This is a genomic window from Halomonas sp. (assembly GCF_034520545.1).
GTDB lineage: Bacteria > Pseudomonadota > Gammaproteobacteria > Pseudomonadales > Halomonadaceae > Halomonas.
This window is the reverse complement of the sequence record NZ_JAXHNN010000003.1, coordinates 382,281-399,592: the sequence shown is the minus strand read 5'-3', so window position 1 is coordinate 399,592 and position 17,312 is coordinate 382,281. Positions and strand designations below refer to the sequence as shown.

General features: G+C 64.7%; 19 protein-coding genes. 7 read left to right on the top strand and 12 right to left on the bottom strand.

Translation table 11 applies throughout. The annotated features are described in order from the left end of the window. Nucleotides 1–4: 4 nt before the first annotated feature. Nucleotides 5–619 carry a histidine phosphatase family protein gene (locus tag U5L98_RS03890; protein ID WP_322557031.1) on the bottom strand — a complete coding sequence of 205 codons (615 nt, stop codon included), beginning with the start codon at nucleotides 617–619 and terminating at the stop codon, nucleotides 5–7. A 328-nt stretch (nucleotides 620–947) separates the two neighbouring features. Here U5L98_RS03890 and U5L98_RS03885 point away from each other — a divergent pair, with 328 nt between their 5' ends. Next, nucleotides 948–1,985, top strand: coding sequence for a sodium:calcium antiporter (locus U5L98_RS03885; RefSeq protein WP_322557030.1), 1,038 nt, complete (start codon nucleotides 948–950; stop codon nucleotides 1,983–1,985). Between the two features lie 55 nt (nucleotides 1,986–2,040). Here U5L98_RS03885 and U5L98_RS03880 read toward each other — a convergent pair whose 3' ends face one another. Continuing rightward, complete coding sequence (locus tag U5L98_RS03880; RefSeq protein ID WP_322557029.1) at nucleotides 2,041–3,801, bottom strand: potassium channel family protein; 1,761 nt, start codon at nucleotides 3,799–3,801, stop codon at nucleotides 2,041–2,043. Between the two features lie 66 nt (nucleotides 3,802–3,867). After that, nucleotides 3,868–4,251 (bottom strand): DUF6394 family protein, encoded by a 384-nt coding sequence (locus U5L98_RS03875; protein ID WP_322557028.1) that lies wholly within the window; start codon nucleotides 4,249–4,251, stop codon nucleotides 3,868–3,870. On the opposite strand from U5L98_RS03875, the gene U5L98_RS03870 reads away from it, so the two are divergent. The 3 genes from U5L98_RS03870 (at nucleotide 4,250) to U5L98_RS03860 (ending at nucleotide 5,658) form a co-directional block, all read left to right on the top strand. Continuing rightward, nucleotides 4,250–4,465 (top strand): hypothetical protein, encoded by a 216-nt coding sequence (locus U5L98_RS03870; protein WP_322557027.1) that lies wholly within the window; start codon nucleotides 4,250–4,252, stop codon nucleotides 4,463–4,465. The genes U5L98_RS03875 and U5L98_RS03870 overlap by 2 nt on opposite strands. Nucleotides 4,466–4,492: 27 nt before the next feature. Next, nucleotides 4,493–5,176, top strand: a complete 684-nt coding sequence (locus U5L98_RS03865; RefSeq protein ID WP_322557026.1) for an HAD-IA family hydrolase — start codon at nucleotides 4,493–4,495, stop codon at nucleotides 5,174–5,176. A gap of 107 nt (nucleotides 5,177–5,283) precedes the next feature. Next, complete coding sequence (locus tag U5L98_RS03860) at nucleotides 5,284–5,658, top strand: translation initiation factor Sui1 (RefSeq protein ID WP_322557025.1); 375 nt, start codon at nucleotides 5,284–5,286, stop codon at nucleotides 5,656–5,658. On the opposite strand, the gene U5L98_RS03855 is transcribed toward U5L98_RS03860, so the two are convergent. Then, nucleotides 5,639–6,517: an NAD-dependent protein deacetylase gene (locus U5L98_RS03855; protein WP_322557024.1), complete on the bottom strand. Its 879-nt coding sequence runs from the start codon at nucleotides 6,515–6,517 to the stop codon at nucleotides 5,639–5,641. The two genes, U5L98_RS03860 and U5L98_RS03855, sit on opposite strands and share 20 nt — an antisense overlap. A gap of 100 nt (nucleotides 6,518–6,617) precedes the next feature. On the opposite strand from U5L98_RS03855, the gene U5L98_RS03850 reads away from it, so the two are divergent. Then, complete coding sequence (locus U5L98_RS03850; protein ID WP_322557023.1) at nucleotides 6,618–7,529, top strand: nuclease-related domain-containing protein; 912 nt, start codon at nucleotides 6,618–6,620, stop codon at nucleotides 7,527–7,529. Here the strand turns inward: U5L98_RS03850 and U5L98_RS03845 are convergent, their stop codons facing one another. After that, nucleotides 7,530–8,324, bottom strand: a complete 795-nt coding sequence (locus U5L98_RS03845; protein WP_322557022.1) for a ribonuclease T2 family protein — start codon at nucleotides 8,322–8,324, stop codon at nucleotides 7,530–7,532. Between the two features lies 1 nt (nucleotide 8,325). Next, on the bottom strand, nucleotides 8,326–9,675 hold the full coding sequence (locus tag U5L98_RS03840; protein WP_322557021.1) for a deoxyguanosinetriphosphate triphosphohydrolase: 1,350 nt from the start codon (nucleotides 9,673–9,675) through the stop codon (nucleotides 8,326–8,328). A gap of 145 nt (nucleotides 9,676–9,820) precedes the next feature. On the opposite strand from U5L98_RS03840, the gene U5L98_RS03835 reads away from it, so the two are divergent. Next, nucleotides 9,821–10,090 carry a type II toxin-antitoxin system Phd/YefM family antitoxin gene (locus U5L98_RS03835; RefSeq protein ID WP_322557020.1) on the top strand — a complete coding sequence of 90 codons (270 nt, stop codon included), beginning with the start codon at nucleotides 9,821–9,823 and terminating at the stop codon, nucleotides 10,088–10,090. A 2-nt stretch (nucleotides 10,091–10,092) separates the two neighbouring features. Then, entirely contained in the window at nucleotides 10,093–10,413 is a 321-nt protein-coding gene (locus U5L98_RS03830; protein WP_322557019.1) for a type II toxin-antitoxin system RelE/ParE family toxin, read from the top strand. Nucleotides 10,414–10,424: 11 nt separating this feature from the next. Here U5L98_RS03830 and U5L98_RS03825 read toward each other — a convergent pair whose 3' ends face one another. The 6 genes from U5L98_RS03825 to glnA all read right to left on the bottom strand — a co-directional run bounded on the left by U5L98_RS03825 (nucleotide 10,425) and on the right by glnA (nucleotide 17,200). After that, complete coding sequence (locus U5L98_RS03825) at nucleotides 10,425–10,679, bottom strand: hypothetical protein (RefSeq protein WP_322557018.1); 255 nt, start codon at nucleotides 10,677–10,679, stop codon at nucleotides 10,425–10,427. Nucleotides 10,680–10,713: 34 nt separating this feature from the next. Further along, a complete protein-coding gene (locus U5L98_RS03820) occupies nucleotides 10,714–11,922 on the bottom strand; it encodes a CoA transferase (RefSeq protein ID WP_322557017.1) in 1,209 nt (402 codons plus the stop codon). A 166-nt stretch (nucleotides 11,923–12,088) separates the two neighbouring features. Continuing rightward, on the bottom strand, nucleotides 12,089–13,501 hold the full coding sequence (gene glnG, locus U5L98_RS03815; protein ID WP_322557016.1) for a nitrogen regulation protein NR(I): 1,413 nt from the start codon (nucleotides 13,499–13,501) through the stop codon (nucleotides 12,089–12,091). Beyond that, nucleotides 13,494–14,540, bottom strand: a complete 1,047-nt coding sequence (gene glnL, locus U5L98_RS03810) for a nitrogen regulation protein NR(II) (protein ID WP_322557015.1) — start codon at nucleotides 14,538–14,540, stop codon at nucleotides 13,494–13,496. Before glnL ends, glnG begins: the two co-directional genes overlap by 8 nt. A gap of 483 nt (nucleotides 14,541–15,023) precedes the next feature. After that, nucleotides 15,024–15,614, bottom strand: a complete 591-nt coding sequence (locus U5L98_RS03805) for a DUF4124 domain-containing protein (RefSeq protein ID WP_322557014.1) — start codon at nucleotides 15,612–15,614, stop codon at nucleotides 15,024–15,026. Between the two features lie 179 nt (nucleotides 15,615–15,793). Continuing rightward, on the bottom strand, nucleotides 15,794–17,200 hold the full coding sequence (glnA, locus tag U5L98_RS03800; protein WP_322557013.1) for a glutamate--ammonia ligase: 1,407 nt from the start codon (nucleotides 17,198–17,200) through the stop codon (nucleotides 15,794–15,796). Nucleotides 17,201–17,312 lie beyond the last annotated feature (112 nt).

The following is a 17,312-nucleotide window of genomic DNA, read 5'->3' as shown; positions in this document are numbered from 1 at the left end:
CACCTCAGCGGATCCGGCCAACCTTTGCCAGCCCCGCTTCGCTTGGCCTGACCACGATGATCTCGCCGGAACCCACGCCACCGCCCACCAGGGAACTGATATTGACCTGGTGCGTGACCAGCACCAGGGTACCTTCGCCATCCCAGTCATGAATCAGGGCGCGCGCAGCCCGGGTGCGGTCGTCAGCCTGGCTGCGATCACGAAAAAAGGAATCCAGCGCCGGGGTCGGCACCACCTTGCCGAGCCCGAGCATTCGAGCGGTTTCGAGGCAGCGACACCAGCGGCTGGAGCGCACCTCCGCCACCTCGATGCCCCGGTCACGAAAGCGCTCGCCGATCCGGCGCGCCTGCTCACGCCCATCCGCGGAGAGGTTGCGCTGGGTATTGCATGCCTCGAGGCGAAAGCCCGAGGGATCACCGATGCCGGGCGCCAGGGCATGGCGCATCAGCGCCACATGCCCACCCTGCGCCAGGGCCCGCCAGGCCGCTGCCTCCTCGTCCGGCTCGGCGGCCATGATCTGCCCGGCGACGAGTATCGACCAGAGGCAGGGCCACCACCAGACAACCCGACGGGGGGCACCATGACGCTGCGTCATGCGCGCCATTGCGGCGGCGGCCATTGCCGCGCCTGAGCCGATCCATGACCCGAGCGTGTATGGTCTCATGGGCTTCCTCGCTGTTGTGGCCTATTCGGAACCAAGACGCGGCCCGGCGCCACGTCTCCAACTGCATGCTAGCCGACCCTGGGCCGCATGACGTCTCCGTGACATGCGTTGCCATACGGCACATGGTCCCAAAGGATTCGCCGAACGCCGCCTGCCCAACAAGGGCGTAAAACGTTAGGCTCGTCTCGACATCCCGCAACGAGACGCCTTCCATGGACAGCATATCGCTCTCGTCACGGCTCTTGCCGCCGGGCGCCACCAGCGAGGCGGAGAAGCGAACCCGATGATCACGCTGCTTGGCAACCTGTCCCTCGGTATGGCCTTGCTGCTGTTCGGTGGCTGCACGCTGGTGATCGCCGTTGCGGGGACTCGCCTCACCGGCATCGTCGATGACCTCGCCGACCGCACCGGCCTGGGGGAAGCGATCGCCGGCGCGGTGCTGCTGGGCATGGCAACCTCACTGGCGGGACTGGTGGTGTCGGCCTCGGCGGCGCTCGCCGATCGCCCGACCCTGGCCATGAGCAACGCCCTGGGTGGCATCGCCGTGCAGACGCTGTTCCTGACCATCGCCGACATCACCCACCGACGCGCCAACCTGGAACACGCTGCCGCTTCGCTCGGCAACCTGCTGCAGGGCGGCCTGCTGCTGTGCCTGCTGTCACTGGTGCTGGTAGGACGCTTCGCACCGGAGTGGACCCTGTGGCAGGTTCACCCCGTGACACCGCTGCTGGTGATCGTCTACCTGTTCGGCCTGCGCCTCGTGGATCGCAGCCGCGACAACCCCATGTGGAGCCCCGCCCAGACCCGGGAAACACAGCCCGACGTACCCGATGAGCAGGCCATGAAGCGCTCGGCGGCTCGACTCTGGTTCTCCTTCGTGGCCCTGGCGGCAATGCTCGGCGTGAGCGGCTGGCTACTGGAGCGCTCTGCTGCGGTGATCGCCGTGGAGACCGGTCTCGGGCAGTCGGTGGTGGGGGCGCTGATGACGGCGGTGGTGACGTCGCTGCCGGAGCTGGTCACCTCGGTGGCAGCGGTGCGGCGCGGCGCCCTGACTCTCGCCGTGGCCGGTATCATAGGCGGCAATGCCTTCGACACCCTCTTCGTCGCCGCCTCGGATATCGCCTATCGAGGCGGCTCGATCTACCACGCCATACCCGATACGGTCGCGCTATGGGTCGCCCTGTCACTGCTGATGACCGGCATCCTGCTGGTGGGCATGCTCCACCGACAGCGTCAGGGGCCAGCCCATATCGGCTTCGAAAGCGTCGGCATCATCGCCTGCTATTTAGCTGGGGCACTCGCCCTTTTATTGGCACCCTGAGACCCGAAAAATCGCCATGATCTTTGAGATCGGCGTACTCACGCGGCCGATGATGTCATGGCCGGTGCCGATGAACGTTCGGTTCACGACCACTGCGACGACGACGCCACCTGTCCTCCAGCCAGCCGAACAGGTACCCGCGAGACTCGTCGGCCCCCGTCAGGACATATCGAAGCGTATAGGGATTATGCAGTGTTGCCAGCAGCTTCGGCTCCACCCGATGCACACTGCAGAAGAGGATCTCATCGCCAACCTGGAGTAGAGACTCCTTGTCCGGCAACATGATCGACGTGCCTGCCCGGCGAATGGCGAGGGCTTCACACGGGAGCTCTTCCGGGAACGCGTCCGCATCGCGACACAGCATCGCCAACGCCATCTCGCCCCCGGCATCCAGATACTCCGCCACCGCCGGGGCTTCGTCCGGGGACAGCCTGACCGACCAGAGATGCGGGGGCTCCGCCCCCATGGCCGCCTGCAGACGAACCACCAATTCGTTCGTCAAGGTCGGTTCGCGCTCCGCGAGCCAGTCGATCAGCTCCTGGACAAGAGGCGAAATCAGCAGCTTCAGGATCCGGCGCGCCGTGGTCAGGCTATGCTGGAGGACCAGGTCGGCCCGCGCGGCATCGAACGCGACCTGATTCTCATGGCTGTTGTGCCTCACAATGCGAAACGCCCTCGGATTGAGCTCCGTCACCGATAACAGCGTACTGAGATTGTCGGAATCGCGGTTCGTCGCGGCGACGACTCCGGCCGCGTCCTCGATCCCCGCGGTCAACAAGGCCGCATGATCGGCGCGCGCCTCGACGATGACCGTCCCTTCTCCAACTTCTTGGGCGTTCACGTCCGGATCGATGATACGCACGCCGACGCCATGGGTCTGGAGGCAATCCTGGATCCAGTGCCCCATCCGCCCGTAACCGCACAGAATCCAGTCGCCTCGCGGCACCTGTACCGGCACCCCGAGTTCGGCGCCACGTGAGCCCACGAACCACGCATTGAGGTTGTGCAGTTCAGGGCGTGCGATCGCCCAGTAGACGAGTTGGGCGAAGATCTCGAACGGGTCGACGACCGTGACATTGTCCAGCGCCCGCAGATTGGCTTCGTGGCGAGCCGACGTCGACCGACAGATGACCCGGAGCTGAGGATTCAGATGCCGTGACATTACCGCGATCTTGAGATTGATGTCGTCGTCATTCGTCAGCGCCACAAGCGCCCGACACGCAGGGTGTTTCACCCCCGCCGCCAGGAGATGTTTCGGCGCGCCCGCATCCGCACAAATGCCCGGCATCGCGACAGTGTAATCGCGAACGCCCAGTGCCTTGATACGCTCCGGGTCGGCATCGAGTATCATCGCGCGCATCCTGTGGTCGCTCAAGCCTCGGGCAAGCAGGCTGCCGGTGTCGCCGAACCCGCAGAGGATGACGAAAGGTTCCTTGTTGCGTGCGACCTTGCGGGCGAACCGGACGCCATCCATGGCCTGGATGAAATGGGGATTCTGCACCAGGCCGATCAGGGAGCCGATCGCATAGAACCACGCGAACACGCCGGTGTAGAGACAGAAGATCGTCCACAGACGCTGTTCATTACTGAAGCCGTTCGGCAATTCGCCGAAACCGGTCGTGGTCGCTGTATAGGTGAAGAAATAGAACGCGTGGAAGAGATTCATGCGCGTCCTCTCCCCATCTACGTCCTGGCCCGGCATCAGGGCCATACCCACGATGCCTACCGAGTACACGAACAGCAGCGCGAACAACGGCCGGCGCATGTAGCGCAGGACGATCATCGACACACGATCGAGATCGGACGTCTGCGTCACGCGTTCACCCCTCCCTCACGGTATGCCGGAACATGGCGAACATGCTGGTTCGATCTGCGCACCGTGCTAGCGCCGCGAGAGCAGCGTATCGCCGACCAGGATCGCCGTCGCGATGATGTTGGCAACCAACGCTCCCGAGGCGATCGAGACGATATCGGCCATGTCTCCGGGACCCGGTCCACCGCCGCCAGCAGGTTCCGTCACGATCCAGACGACGCGCGACGCGATCAGAAGAAGGCCGGCTACTAGACCGGAGGCCAGCAGCAACGCCCCGGTCTGGGAGCGATCCCCCAGCTTCAGGCCGATCGCGACCAGATTGACGATGATGGCGAAGGTGAGAATCCAGACGTTGTGGTGCTCAGCCGTATCGACGCCACCCGCCACGAACGCGACATTGAGGCTCAAGGTAAGGACGATAAAAAAACCGAATACCACGCGTTCGAAATTCATGGAACTGCTCCTGGCCGAGGCGCGACGACAGTATAGGCATGCGCCTGCGTTGACCGCGAACGCCATGATGGGCTCGGACAGCAGCCGAGCTCACGATATCAGCCTGCGCGAACGTCTCGTCACCGCGATATTGAAGAACACTGTTCACAAAAAACGGAAACTGGGCTTTAATGTTGGGCAGGAAGACCCGATGTCTGTAACAATGTATTTATAACGTTCTGATTCTTCGTGAGGCCCGGTGATGGCACGCCCCCTCTGCCTGCTCTTCGATTGCGACGGCACCCTGGTCGACAGCGAGCCGCTGCTCGCCGACGAAATGTCGTCCAGCTTGACCGACGCCGGCCTGCCCTTCCAGGCAAGCGACTACATGGGAGAGTTTCGCGGGGCCCGCTTTCGCCACATCGTCGCCGAACTCGAGCGCCGCTACGGCAGCGTGGACCCCGAAAGGCTGGGACCCCTCGAGAGCCGAATGCGCGCCAACCTCAACCGCCGCCTGGCCAGCGAGCTGATCACCATCGATGGCGCCATGGAGGCCCTAGCCGCCCTTGCCCACCACCCCATGGGGGTGGTCTCGAATGGCCCGGAGAACAAGATTCGCATGTCGCTCGAGGCCACGGGGCTTGCCGGGATTTTCGACAATCGCCTGTTCAGCGCCTATACCGCCAATTGCTGGAAGCCTGATCCCTGCCTGTTCCGCCATGCCGCCAGCCTTATGGGTTATACACCCGAAGAGTGCGTGGTCATCGAGGATGCCCTGGTGGGTGTCAGGGGCGCACTGGCTGCCGGCATGACGGTGATCCACCTCAACCGCTTTCCCGACGCCGAGGAGACACCGGAAGGGGCCATCATGATCAGCAACATGTTCCAGTTGCCCACGGTGATCGGCCATCTGGAGAGTGGCCGGGCCCTGGCCGCCCATGCCTGATATCCACAACCCCTTCCCGCTACCGCCTGTGCGTGACTCGCATGGATGCAGGCCGCCTGCGTCATGTCTATCATCGGCGTGACATTCTCGAACAGCAGGAGACCGACATGGCATCCCTGAAGGAGCAACTCGGCGGCCTGGTCTACTCCACCGAGCACGGCGATACCTGCCCGGACTGCCGGCAGCCCCTGGCCCAATGCCAATGTACCGAACAGGCAGAATACGCCCGCCTTGCCGAACTGGACGGCATCGTGCGCATCCGCCGCGAGACCAGCGGGCGCAAGGGCAAGGGCGTCACCACCCTCGATGGCATCCCGCTACCTTCCGGCGAGCTAAAGGCCCTCGCCAAGGAACTGAAAAAGCGCTGCGGCACCGGCGGGGCCATCAAGGAGGGAGTTATCGAGATTCAGGGCGACCATCGCGAGCTGCTCAAGGGCGAGCTCGAGAAGCGCGGCTTCCGCGTCAGGCTGGCCGGCGGCTGACTCCTCGGGAAAAGCCGTTCTCCAGCATCCCGCACAGGGAATCGAGGGCCTCGGCCGGGGCCTGTACCTTCAGCGCATAGAGCGCATCGGCCCGGGTTCGCCCGAGGTTGAGACAGGCAATGGGTTTATCCTGCCGAGCCGCCTCCCGGGCGAAGCGGAAGCCGGAAAAGACCATCAGCGAAGAGCCCACCACCAGCAACGCATCACTCTCGGCCAGCATGGCGAAGGCCGCCTCCACGGTGGTGCGCGGCACGCTGTCGCCGAAGAAGACCACGTCAGGCTTGTAGATCCCGTCGCCGCAGCGCGTGCAGTCGGGGACTCGGAACCCCGAGAAGTCGGCCTCCAGATCGGCGTCGCCATCCGGGCCCGCCCGCGCGCCAGCCTCCCGCCAGTACGGATTACGGGCGGCAAGCTCGGCATGCAGGTCATGTCGCATGCGACGGGCGCCACAGCCCATGCAGCGCACCATATCGGCGCGGCCATGCAGGTCGATCACCCGCCTCGAGCCGGCCCGCTGGTGCAGGCCATCGACGTTCTGGGTGATCACCCCACTGACATGGCCTTGGGATTCGAGCCTGGCCAGGGCCGCGTGGGCCGCATTGGGCCGGGCCTGCTGCAGGGTGTGAAAACCCACCAGGGCCCGTGCCCAGTAGCGTTGGCGCGCCGCATGGCTGGCCATGAACACCTGGTGCTGCATGGGTGGCGGACGTTTCCAGTCGCCGCTGTCGTCACGGTAGTCAGGTATGCCGCTGGCGGTGCTGACGCCGGCGCCGGTGATCACCGCCAGGCGTGGATACCGCGCAAAGAAGGCCGCGAGCGCCTCGAGATTTCCGGAGTCACCACTCAGAACCTGATCCACACTCGTCCCCTCCCCATTTACCACTCACGCCGAAAGAGCATGGCCCCGCGAGGGGCAGGTTGTCTAGAATGAGCATTCCCCCCAAGGGCAAGGAATCCCGATGGCCTGGCTGGAATACCTGCTCCCGCTGATCTTCCTGTTTCCGCTGGCGGCCACTGCGGTGATCGTGGTGGCGCTGCGCAACCTGCACGACGCGCGGGTGCGTTCGCCCTTCGACGCTCACCCGCTGCGTGAACCCGGACAGGCCCTGCGCGATCGTCTCGACCACGCTTTCGCCAGCCTCTTCCTCGACGGCGCCCTGGGCCCCATCGTCACCCTGACGCCACTGGTCTACGGCATGGGCCGCATGCTCTTTTCCAGCGAACAGGACTGGATCGAGTGGGCCCTCTACGGGGCGCTCTGTACCCTGCTGGCGCTGGTATTCTGTTTTCTGCTGATCCGCGACTTTCAGCGCATTCGTCGGCTCAAGCTGGGCCTGGCCTGCGAACTCGCCGTGGGCCAGGAACTCGAGCGGCTGATTCGTCCCGAGGCGCACCCCTACTTTGTCTTCCACGACGTGCCCGGCGATGGCTATACCATCGACCATGTAGCCGTCACACCCCACGGCATCTTCGTGGTCGAGACCCGCGCCCGTACCCCCGCCATCACCCCCGGCGGCCGGGAGGTCAACCTGGTCGCCGTGGAGCCGGACCGCCTGCGTTTTCCGGGCTGGAGCGAGCACCGGCCACTGCACAAGACCCGCCTGGCAACCAGCTGGCTGACCGTTTGGCTCGAGCATCAGATCGGCGGTCCGGTACCGGTCAAGGGCGTGCTGGCCCTGCCCGGCTGGGAAATCGACGTCAGCCAGGCACCGGACGACCTGCTGGTCGTCGGTGGCGGCGACCTGGCCAGGCGGCTTACCGCAACCCGACTGGGCGAGGTCGACGATGCCACCCATGATGCCGTGATCACGGTTCTGCGCCATCGCGCCAGCCTGCTGGACCTGCCGCCCCTGGAGGCCCCTTCGGTCTGATCAGTCGAAGGTGGCGATCCGCACCCGTGTCGCACAGCGGCCTCGGTCTTGGTGCACCAGGCTCTCGGCAGCCGGGAAGTCCGCCAGGCGCTCAGCGTCGATGCCGATGCGCACCTCGGTTAGCAGACGATTGCCGCGCCCGCGGCACTCCAGCCGCAGTGCCCGGCCAGTCCCCTGGCCGAAGGCCGCCTCGAAGGCGTCGATCAGTGCGTTGCGCTTCACGTCCCCACCCTGATTGAGGGTCACGAAGGCACCGAAGGCACTCTCGTTGACCGCCTCCACCAGGGCGACCGAGGCCGCGAAGTACGACGCCTCGGGTAAGGCCAGACAGGCGGCGTGCTTGGCGTACTGGTAGCGACCCAGACAGCTCGCGCGACCCGGCATGGCGGTATCCAGCGCCTCCCCTAGCGGCTCCGGCAAGTCGAGAGGCGGATGGGCGCGGCAGAAGCTGCCCTCGGGCCGCGGCGTCGCAAGGAAGCAGCCCTCTTGCCACCAGCGCTTCCGGTCGATCCCTCGCTCAGCGAAGCGCTCGGGCAGCGAGGGCCACAGGCCATGCAGCACGAAGCCCCGCTCGGCCCCCTCGTATAGGGTCGGCTCACGGCACTCCCGAGGCGGGCGCGAGCGGCTCTCGCAGAAGCCGGGATGCCAGGTCAGCGCCAGGGTGTAATGGTCGAAGCCCTCCCCTTCGAGGCGCTCGAGGGGCCCTTCGGCCAGGGACGGCAAGGCTGCCAGCAGCAATGCCAGCCCGAGCAGTGCCCCCCGCCAACCAGCCACTATTGCCTGCAGCATCGTCATCTCAGTCTCCCCGCAGCCGGCCACCCATCTCCTGGGCCAGGTCCACGGCGTAGTGATCGGTCATGCCCCCGATGAAGTCGAGCATACGCCGGTAGCTGTCATAGAGGCTCCAGGAGGGCCGCGGGGTGTTCTCGCCGATCAGTGCCAGCACCCGCTGGTGCTTGAAGGTGGACCGACCGGTATGGTGAAGCTCGTGGGCGGCACCGATAAAGGCTTCGAGCAGGATGCCCAGGGTGGTGTAGGCACCAATCTCCAGCTTGGCCTTGCGCTCGTTCTGGAAGATCCGCTCCCGGGCCAACTGCTTGGCCGCCTTCACCCCCCAGCCCAGGTCCGGGTGGCAGAGCTCCAGCAAGTCGTCCTTGAGGCGCCCGCCCAGCAGTTCGGCCTCGTACTGCACGAAGACCGCACCCACGTCGTTCACCGCCCGCTCCATGGCCGCGCCGCGCAGGGCGGCGATACGCCGCCGCTGAGAGACCCCGTGGCGCTGCATAGTGGCATAGTCGGCGGGTTCGCCACCGGCGATCTGGATGAGGATCTCGGCCACCTCTTCGTAGCGAAGGATCCCCATCTCCAAGCCATCCTCCAGATCGAGCAGCGCATAGCAGATATCATCGGCAGCCTCCACCAGCCAGGCCAGTGGGTGGCGACACCAGCGTCCCTCGCCGCGGGGCAGCAAGCCCAGCCGTTCAGCCACTTCGGCAAGCAGCACGCGCTCGCTCTGGTAGCAACCGAACTTGCCAGCCGCCCCGCCGTGCTCAACGGTCCAGGGATACTTGAGCAGAGTACCCAGGGTCGCCGTGGTCAGGCGCATGCCACCGCGGAACTGGTTGTATTCCACCTGGGTGACGATGCGAAAGCCCTGGGCGTTGCCTTCGTAGGTCAGCAGATCTTTGCGCTCGGTCGCCGAGAGCCCTTCCAGCAAGCCCTTGCCGTCGACCGCGGCGCGGGCGAACCAGTCACGGATGGCGTATTCACCGGCATGGCCGAAGGGCGGGTTGCCGATATCGTGGCCCAGGCAGGCGGCCTGGACGATCACCCCCAGATCCGCCGGGGTGATCCAGTCGGGCAGTCGGCCGCTCAGCCGCTCGCCGACGATCATGCCCAGCGAGCGTCCCACGCAGCCGACCTCCAGAGAGTGGGTCAGCCGGGTGTGGATATGATCGTTGTCGGTCAAGGGGTGGACCTGGGTCTTGCGCCCCAGGCGCCGGAAGGAACCGGCGAAGACAATGCGGTCGTGATCCTTGTGGAAGGGGCTGCGTCCGATCTCGTCGCGATCGCCGCCGGGGCGTTCACCTCGCCGGTCATGCAGGCGGCTCGGGTCGAGCAGCAGCTCCCAGCTCATCTGCGTCATGGGCATTCTCTCCTTGGATGGCCCATTCTGGCACTGCCGACCGACACGTTGCCATCATCCCTGACGAGGCAGCAGACCCTGTCCATTGCCATGGCACCAGATAAAGACTAAATTAAGTCCGAACAGGCTGCGACGCAGGGGTACCATGAAATACTCAGAGAACATCAAGCCGATCAGCTACCTGAAGGCCCATGCTGCGGAGATTTCCCGCTCGCTCAACGAGCTGCGCGAGCCCATGGTGATCACCCAGAATGGCGAGGCCCGGATGGTCGTGCAGGATATCCGCAGCTTTGAACAGACCCAGGAGACCCTGGCGCTACTGAAGATCCTGGCGCTTGGCGACCAGGAGGTCGAACAAGGCAAGACCCTGGACGCCACAGAGTGTTTCCGCCAGCTGCGCCGCACAGACGGCTGACGATGGCGCTTCGGATCGAGCTCACGGCCTCGGCTTTCGAAGATTTGCGGGAACTGTACGACTTCATCGCCGAGGACTCACCACTGGTGGCCGATCAGCTACTAAGCGCCCTTGAAGAACGCATTGCCTCCTTGGGGGAATTTCCCGAACGCGGCAGCCACCCCCGCGAACTGCTGGAACTGGGCATCCGGGAATACCGGCAGATCATCGCGCCACCGGTACGCATCCTCTACCGGCAACATGCTGAGCGCATCATCGTCTATCTGATCGCCCATCAGCGGCGTGACATGCAGCGGCTACTGGCCCGGAGGTTGCTCAGCTAGCGATCCGGGAGCTACTGCAGGCGCCTCCGGACCAGCCAGGAGTAGACCAGGCCGATCTGCTGGGCGACCTCCTTCCACTCGTCGCTGTCTGAGAGTGCCTGCAGGTCCTCCACCATGGCGGCATAGTCCTCGTCGAAGACCTCGCCGCCGGTGTAGAAGCCGCGCCAGTTGTAGCCCGCCACGTCATTGCCCTGGGAGGCGGCGGTGGGCAGCTCGGCGAAGGGGTCGGGCAGGGGCTCCTCGGAGAGCACCGCCAGCACGCGCACGTCCCCCCCTCGAGGCGGCCGTGTTCAGGGTAGTTCAGATCACCCCACGCGCTTGCAGATCATCCAACGCTCCCCGGGTCATGCCCAGCTCCCCGAGCAACTCGCGGGTGTGCTCGCCGAGCCGCGGTACCCGATGGTAGAGAGTCGCCGGCGCCTCGCGCATCTTGACGGGAAAGCCGGTCACGGGAACCTTGCCGGAGGCCTGCTCCAGCTCCAGGCGCATCTCCTGAGCCTGCACCTGGGGGTCGGCGAAGGTCTCGCGCATGTCGTGTACTCTCCCGCACGGGACACCGGCTCGGTTGAGATGCTCGATCCATTCATCTACCCCGCGTTTTTCGGTGACGTCGTTGAGAATCTCGCGCAGCGCGTCGCGATTGTTCATACGTCGAGCGTTGTCGGCGAAGCGTTCCTCATCGAGCAGATGCAGCATATTCAGGGCGCTCAGGAAGCGTTCCACCATGGTGTCGTTGCTGGGAGCGATGGCCACTTCACCGTCGTTGGCCTTGAACAGGCCATAGGGATAAAGCATGGGGTGGTCGTTGCCGGTGCGCGCCGGCACATGGTCAGTGGCGAAGAACTCGGCGGCCAGATAGCCCATCATGGCGATCAGGCCGTTGGTCAGCGCCGTCTCGACGATCTCCCCCTGGCCGGTGGTGGCGCGGCGCACCAGGGCGGCGCAGATGCCGAAGGCGAGGTTCTGGCTGGCCACCATATCGCTGATCGGCGGTGCCGCCCGCATGGGCTCGCCGTCGGGTGGGCCGTTCACGCCCATGAAACCGCTCATGGCCTGGGCGATGAAGTCATAGGCGGGGCGGTCGCGATAGGGGCCGGTGGAACCGAAGCCGTTGATGCGCCCCACCACCAGATGGGGGAAGCGCTCGCGCAGGGTGTCGTCGTCGAGGCCCATCTTGGCCAGCACCCCGGGGCGGAAGTTCTCCACCAGCACATCGGCGCCCTCCAGAAGACGCCGCAGGATCGCCTTGCCGTCGTCGCTGCGCAGGTCAAGCGTCAGCGAACGCTTGTTGCGATTGAACTGGGCGAAGTACCAGCTCTCGCCGTTGACCATGTTGCCTTGGCTGCGTACCACATCGCCCTTGCCCGGTGGCTCGATCTTGACCACATCGGCCCCATGGTCGCCGAGGATCTGGGTGCAGAAAGGACCGGAGATGACGCGAGTCAGGTCAATGACGCGAATGCCGGCCAGTGAACCCGATGCCGGGGAAGCGATGGGTGTCATGTTCATCGACCCTCTGCCGTGTCCACGTCACCAAGGTGGGAACGCGAGAGCGGAGCTTCTGGAGCGACGGGCATAGAAAGACCTATTGAATGAAAAATTGCTCATACATCGGCGACGCTACGGCAGCGGCGTCACGCTCAACAATGCGCCTTTCGTCCTAGCCAGTCACGGCTCACTCCCCCTCCGCCAGCGCCGGCAGCAGCGTCTTCAGCTTGCGCGTGAGCGTGTTGCGCCCCCAGCCCAGCAACTCGGCGGCCTCGCCCTTGCGTCCCCCGGTGTGCTTGAGTGCCGTCTCGATCAGGATGCGTTCGAAATCCGGCACCGCTTCCTCGAGCAAGTGGGTATGGCCAGCGGCCAGCGCCCTGTCGGCCCAGTCACGGAAGGCGGTGCGCCAGTCCTCGATGTTGCCCACGGCGGCCCCGGGCTCGCGCAGCTCCTGCGGCAGGTCCTCGACGAGCACCTCGCGCCCGGAGGCCATCACCGTCAGCCAGCGACAGGTGTTCTCCAGCTGGCGAACGTTGCCCGGCCAGGGCAATCGGGTGAAGTGCGCCTCGGCCTCGGGGGTCAACACCTTGACGTCGGTAGCGAGCTCCTTGGCCGCCTCGGCCAGGAAGTGGCTCGCCAGGCGCGGGATGTCCTCGCGGCGCTCGGCCAGCTTTGGCAGGTGCACGCGGATGACGTTGAGGCGGTGGAAGAGGTCCTCACGAAAGCGACCATCTCCTACCAGGGTCTCCAGGTTCTGGTGGGTGGCCGCGATGATTCTCACATCCACCTTCACCGAGGTGTGCCCGCCGACTCGGTAGAACTCGCCATCGGCCAATACCCGCAGCAGGCGGGTCTGGGTCTCGGCGGGCATATCGCCAATCTCGTCGAGGAACAGGGTGCCACCATTGGCCTGCTCGAAACGCCCCTGGCGCTGGGCGGTTGCACCGGTGAAGGCACCCTTCTCGTGGCCGAACAGCTCCGACTCGATCAGGTCCTTGGGGATCGCCGCCATGTTCAGGGCGATGAACGGCTTGCCGGCCCGCGGGCTGTGCTGGTGCAGCGCCTGGGCTACCCGCTCCTTGCCAGTTCCCGACTCGCCGTTGATCAGCACGGTGATATGTGAGTGTGACAACCGGCCGATGGCGCGGAACACCTCCTGCATGGCCGGGGCCTCGCCTATGATCTCGGCGTCCAGGCCCTCGGGCACGTTGACCGGACGCTGGCGCTCGCGGGCATGGGCCACGGCACGGCGAACCAGGGCCAGTGCCTCGTCGACATCGAAGGGTTTGGGCAGGTATTCGAAGGCGCCACCCTGATAGGAGGCCACGGCACTGTCCAGGTCGGAATGGGCCGTCATCACGATCACCGGCAGTTCCGGATGAACCTCGCGCAGCTTGGCCATCAGATTCAGGCCGTCGATTCCCGGCATACGGATATCGGTGACCAGCACGTCCGGTGGCGCCTCGAGCAGGCGCTCCAGGGCTCCATCGGCTCGAGCGAGGGTCTCCACTTCGAGGTCAGGCTGGGCCAGGGCACGCTCGAGTACCCAGCGAATGGCACGGTCGTCGTCGACGACCACCACGCGTGCGACATCAGTCATGGTGTTTCTCCAGCGGAATCAGCAGTCTGAATTGGGTATGGCCGGGCTGGGACTCGCACTCGATCAGCCCATGGTGCTGGTGCAGGATTGACTGCGCGATGGAGAGACCCAGGCCGCTGCCTTCGGCACGCCCAGAGACCATGGGGTAGAAGAGGGTCTCGCGCAGCGACCCGGGAATGCCCGGGCCGTTATCGACGACTGCCACCTCGCAAACAAGCCGGTGACACTCGGCCCCCAGGGTGAACTGGCGGCGAGCCCGGGTGCACAGCGTGAGCTTCGGCGAGGCGATGCCTGCCTCGGTCATGGCCTCAACCGCATTGCGCGCCACGTTGAGCACAGCCTGGATCAGCTGAGACTCGTCGCCAGACAGGTCCGGCAGGCTGGGGTCGTAGTCGCGCTCGATCCATACGCCCGGATGCTCCACGATAAGCAGCGCACGGACCCGCTCCAGCACCTTGTGGATATTGAGCGGCTCATGGCGAATCACCCGATTGGGCCCAAGCATGGAATCGACCAGATCACGCAGGCGGTCCACCTCTTCGATGATGATGTGGGTGAACTCCTTGAGACCCGGGTCATCGAGATCACGCTCCAGCAGCTGAGCCGCGCCGCGGATACCGCCCAAGGGGTTCTTGACCTCATGGGCCAGACCCCGGGCAAGCACCTTGATGGTCTCCTGTCGGGTCTGCAGCGCCTCCTCGCGGGAGATGCGCAACAGCCGGTCGCGAGGCTCCACCTCCAGCAGCAACTCGTCGGCAGACAGCGGCGAAACCGTATAATCCACCGTAAGCGTCTCGCCGGAGGCCAGGGTCAGCCGCGCTTCTCGCTGAGTGAAGGGGTGGAGCTCGTCGCGTGCCTTGGCCAGCAACTCACCGATCTGCTTCCCGCCATCCACCAGGGACGGCAGGGGCAGCCCTTTGAGACGACTCAGACTGATCGCCAACAGCGCTTCAGCGGCCGGGTTCATCCAGCGCAGCCGCAGCTCGCCATCGAGCAGCAGTACCGCCGTGGTGAGATGTTCCATCAAGCGTTGGTACATGGGGAGGTCCTGCCCAGTCCGGTTTGGCCTCCATCGGGAGGCGCTCTCAAGGCTTGTCACTCAAGACTTGTCTTTCAAGACATGCTGCAAAAAGCGCGCCACTTTATGGCGCGCGTCATGGCGCCTTATCGGGGCAGGGTCGCACCCGCATTGCGCACCACTTTAGTGCAGGATGGCACGGACTGGCGATTGGCGTGCAGCGAGGACGCCAGGAGAGCAGGAGAATCAGCGCGACTCCGAAGAAGGAACGTCGGAGTAACGATGACGATGTGGCGGGTATGGCGATGCCTCTCGTTCGGCATCGGGACGTTGCGGGGTCTCGCCGTCGCGCAATCGCTCCAGGTGTTCGAAAGCCCTGCCTTCACTCACCCGGTCGGCATGATCGAAAGCATCGAAGTGGCCCTCGTCGCGAGGCGGAGGCTCGCGACAGGGCCTGTGGCTACCGTCCGGACACAGCGGCGGGTTTGGCCGACGATGGGGCAGCTAATTGCTGCCCGGGTTATTAGGGTTCTGGGGCAGGTTGACGCTGGCCCGCTGCACGTAGAGGGTCACCGGCGACGTGCGATGTCGCACCGCCCCATTCGCATCCAGAAGTTCGGCCTGCAGCACGTGTTCACCGCGATTCAGGTTGTTGAGCATGAAGGTATCGGTATGCATGGCCGTCTGGCTGACCCGGCCGTCCACCAGCAGACGCACCCGATGGTCCTCACGCAGGTTCGGCTGTATGCCCAAGGCCACCTGGACGTTGCCGGCGGCCCCGGTGGGCAGGGTCTCTTCCTGGCGTGGCGAGAGGATGGTGAAGCTGTCGTAGGGCATGAAGGGCTGCCCCGGGCCGGCAGAGGTTCCGCCACTACTCCCGCCGCCGTCGATCACAGCCGGTGGCTCCCCCTCGCGGACCCCGCCGCGGCTGGGTACCACGGTGAGTGGTTTGAGGTCGACTTCCTCGCCGCCGCGCTCCGGATTGTCGGTGAACACCACATTGCCCTGGGCATCGGTGCTGCGGTAGATGTTCTGAGCCTGGGCCACGAAGCTTACCGAGAGCCCCAGCGCCAGGATCACGAGTACCTTGTTCATGCCTACCCCCTGCGTCGTTGCCGCCACCTGACGGCAACGGCCATGAGATTGCATCATCGCTTTATTGGATAGTGTACGAAAGCAAGGGGTTCCGCCATGGCGGAACCCCTTTCCTCACTCAACACGCGTGGCGGCAAGCCACGGCGGACCTGAAGGCCCGAGCCGTCAGCCGTGCGTAATCAGCAGCTGTAGTACATATCGAACTCGATCGGGTGCGTGGTCATGCGGATGCGTTCCACATCCTCGCTGAGCAGCTCGATGTAGGCATCGATCATCTCGTCGGTGAACACGCCACCCTCGGTGAGGAAGTCGCGATCGGCATCCAGCGCCTCCAGGGCCTGATCGAGGCTGTGGGCCACGGTCGGCACGGACTTGCCTTCTTCCGGCGGCAGGTCGTAGAGGTTCTTGTCCATGGCGTCGCCGGGATGGATCTTGTTCTTAATGCCGTCGATTCCGGCCATCAGCATCGCCGAGAAGCACAGGTAAGGGTTGGCGGTAGGATCCGGGAAGCGCAGCTCGACACGCTTGCCCTTGGGGCTGGCGGTGTAGGGAATGCGCAGCGACGCGGAGCGGTTGCGGGCGCTGTAGGCCAGCATCACCGGCGCCTCGAAGCCCGGCACCAGACGCTTGTAGGAGTTGGTGGAAGCGTTGGTGAAAGCGTTCAGGGCACGAGCGTGCTTGATGATGCCACCGATGTAGTAGAGCGCCATCTCGGAGAGACCGGCGTACTCGTCACCGGCGAACTGGTTGACGCCCTCCTTCCAGAAGGACTGGTGGACGTGCATGCCACTGCCATTGTCACCGACCAGTGGCTTGGGCATGAAGGTAGCGGTCTTGCCGAAGGCGTGAGCCACGTTGTGCACCACGTACTTCATTTCCTGAAGCTCGTCGGCCTTCTTGACCAGAGTGTTGAACTTGACTCCGATCTCGTTCTGACCGGCGTTCGACACCTCATGGTGATGCACTTCCACGGTCTGGCCGATGGCCTCCAGGGTGTTACACATGGCGCCACGGATATCGTGGAAGCTGTCCACCGGCGGAACCGGGAAGTAACCACCCTTGACGCGCGGACGGTGACCCAGGTTGCCGCCCTCGACCTGACGATCGGTGGACCAGGCACCCTCCTCGGAGGTGATCTTGTACATGGAGCCTTCGATATCGGACTTCCAGTGCACCTCGTCGAAGATGAAGAACTCGGGCTCTGGTCCGAAGAAGGCGGTATCGCCCAGCCCAGAGGACTGCAGGTAGGCTTCGGCACGCTTGGCGATGGAGCGCGGGTCGCGCTCGTAGCCCTGCATGGTAGCCGGCTCGATGATGTCGCAGCGCAGCACCAGGGTCGAGTCCTCGGTGAAGGGATCGAGGAAGGCAGTGCCATCTTCAGGGCGCAGAATCATGTCCGACTCGTTGATGCCCTTCCAACCAGAGATGGAAGAACCGTCGAACATCTGGCCGTTCTCGAAAAATTCTTCGTCAACGTCACGGGCCGGAATGGTGACGTGCTGCTCCTTGCCGCGGGTATCGGTGAAGCGCAGATCGATCCACTTAACGTCGTGTTCTTCAATCAGGGCGAGAGTCTTGGCAGACATGATGTCCTCCGCTGTGAGCTAGGCTCGAAAGGTTAGGCTTGTGTATTGCAATAGTGCTGGCGATACCAGCAGGTGTTGTAGCATGCCGTAGCAACGCTGCCCACGGCCGCCA

What these genes read in the sequence shown, in the direction of transcription:
- U5L98_RS03835 (WP_322557020.1), top strand. Translation starts at nt 9,821, where the DNA reads ATGAAATACTCAGAGAACATCAAGCCGATCAGCTACCTGAAGGCCCAT.
- U5L98_RS03850 (WP_322557023.1), top strand. Translation starts at nt 6,618, where the DNA reads ATGGCCTGGCTGGAATACCTGCTCCCGCTGATCTTCCTGTTTCCGCTG.
- U5L98_RS03885 (WP_322557030.1), top strand. Translation starts at nt 948, where the DNA reads ATGATCACGCTGCTTGGCAACCTGTCCCTCGGTATGGCCTTGCTGCTG.
- U5L98_RS03890 (WP_322557031.1), bottom strand. Translation starts at nt 619, where the DNA reads ATGGCCGCCGCCGCAATGGCGCGCATGACGCAGCGTCATGGTGCCCCC.
- U5L98_RS03875 (WP_322557028.1), bottom strand. Translation starts at nt 4,251, where the DNA reads ATGAATTTCGAACGCGTGGTATTCGGTTTTTTTATCGTCCTTACCTTG.
- U5L98_RS03870 (WP_322557027.1), top strand. Translation starts at nt 4,250, where the DNA reads ATGGAACTGCTCCTGGCCGAGGCGCGACGACAGTATAGGCATGCGCCT.
- glnL (WP_322557015.1), bottom strand. Translation starts at nt 14,540, where the DNA reads ATGTACCAACGCTTGATGGAACATCTCACCACGGCGGTACTGCTGCTC.
- U5L98_RS03805 (WP_322557014.1), bottom strand. Translation starts at nt 15,614, where the DNA reads ATGAACAAGGTACTCGTGATCCTGGCGCTGGGGCTCTCGGTAAGCTTC.
- U5L98_RS03840 (WP_322557021.1), bottom strand. Translation starts at nt 9,675, where the DNA reads ATGACGCAGATGAGCTGGGAGCTGCTGCTCGACCCGAGCCGCCTGCAT.
- U5L98_RS03830 (WP_322557019.1), top strand. Translation starts at nt 10,093, where the DNA reads ATGGCGCTTCGGATCGAGCTCACGGCCTCGGCTTTCGAAGATTTGCGG.
- glnA (WP_322557013.1), bottom strand. Translation starts at nt 17,200, where the DNA reads ATGTCTGCCAAGACTCTCGCCCTGATTGAAGAACACGACGTTAAGTGG.
- U5L98_RS03845 (WP_322557022.1), bottom strand. Translation starts at nt 8,324, where the DNA reads ATGACGATGCTGCAGGCAATAGTGGCTGGTTGGCGGGGGGCACTGCTC.
- U5L98_RS03865 (WP_322557026.1), top strand. Translation starts at nt 4,493, where the DNA reads ATGGCACGCCCCCTCTGCCTGCTCTTCGATTGCGACGGCACCCTGGTC.
- U5L98_RS03860 (WP_322557025.1), top strand. Translation starts at nt 5,284, where the DNA reads ATGGCATCCCTGAAGGAGCAACTCGGCGGCCTGGTCTACTCCACCGAG.
- glnG (WP_322557016.1), bottom strand. Translation starts at nt 13,501, where the DNA reads ATGACTGATGTCGCACGCGTGGTGGTCGTCGACGACGACCGTGCCATT.
- U5L98_RS03820 (WP_322557017.1), bottom strand. Translation starts at nt 11,922, where the DNA reads ATGAACATGACACCCATCGCTTCCCCGGCATCGGGTTCACTGGCCGGC.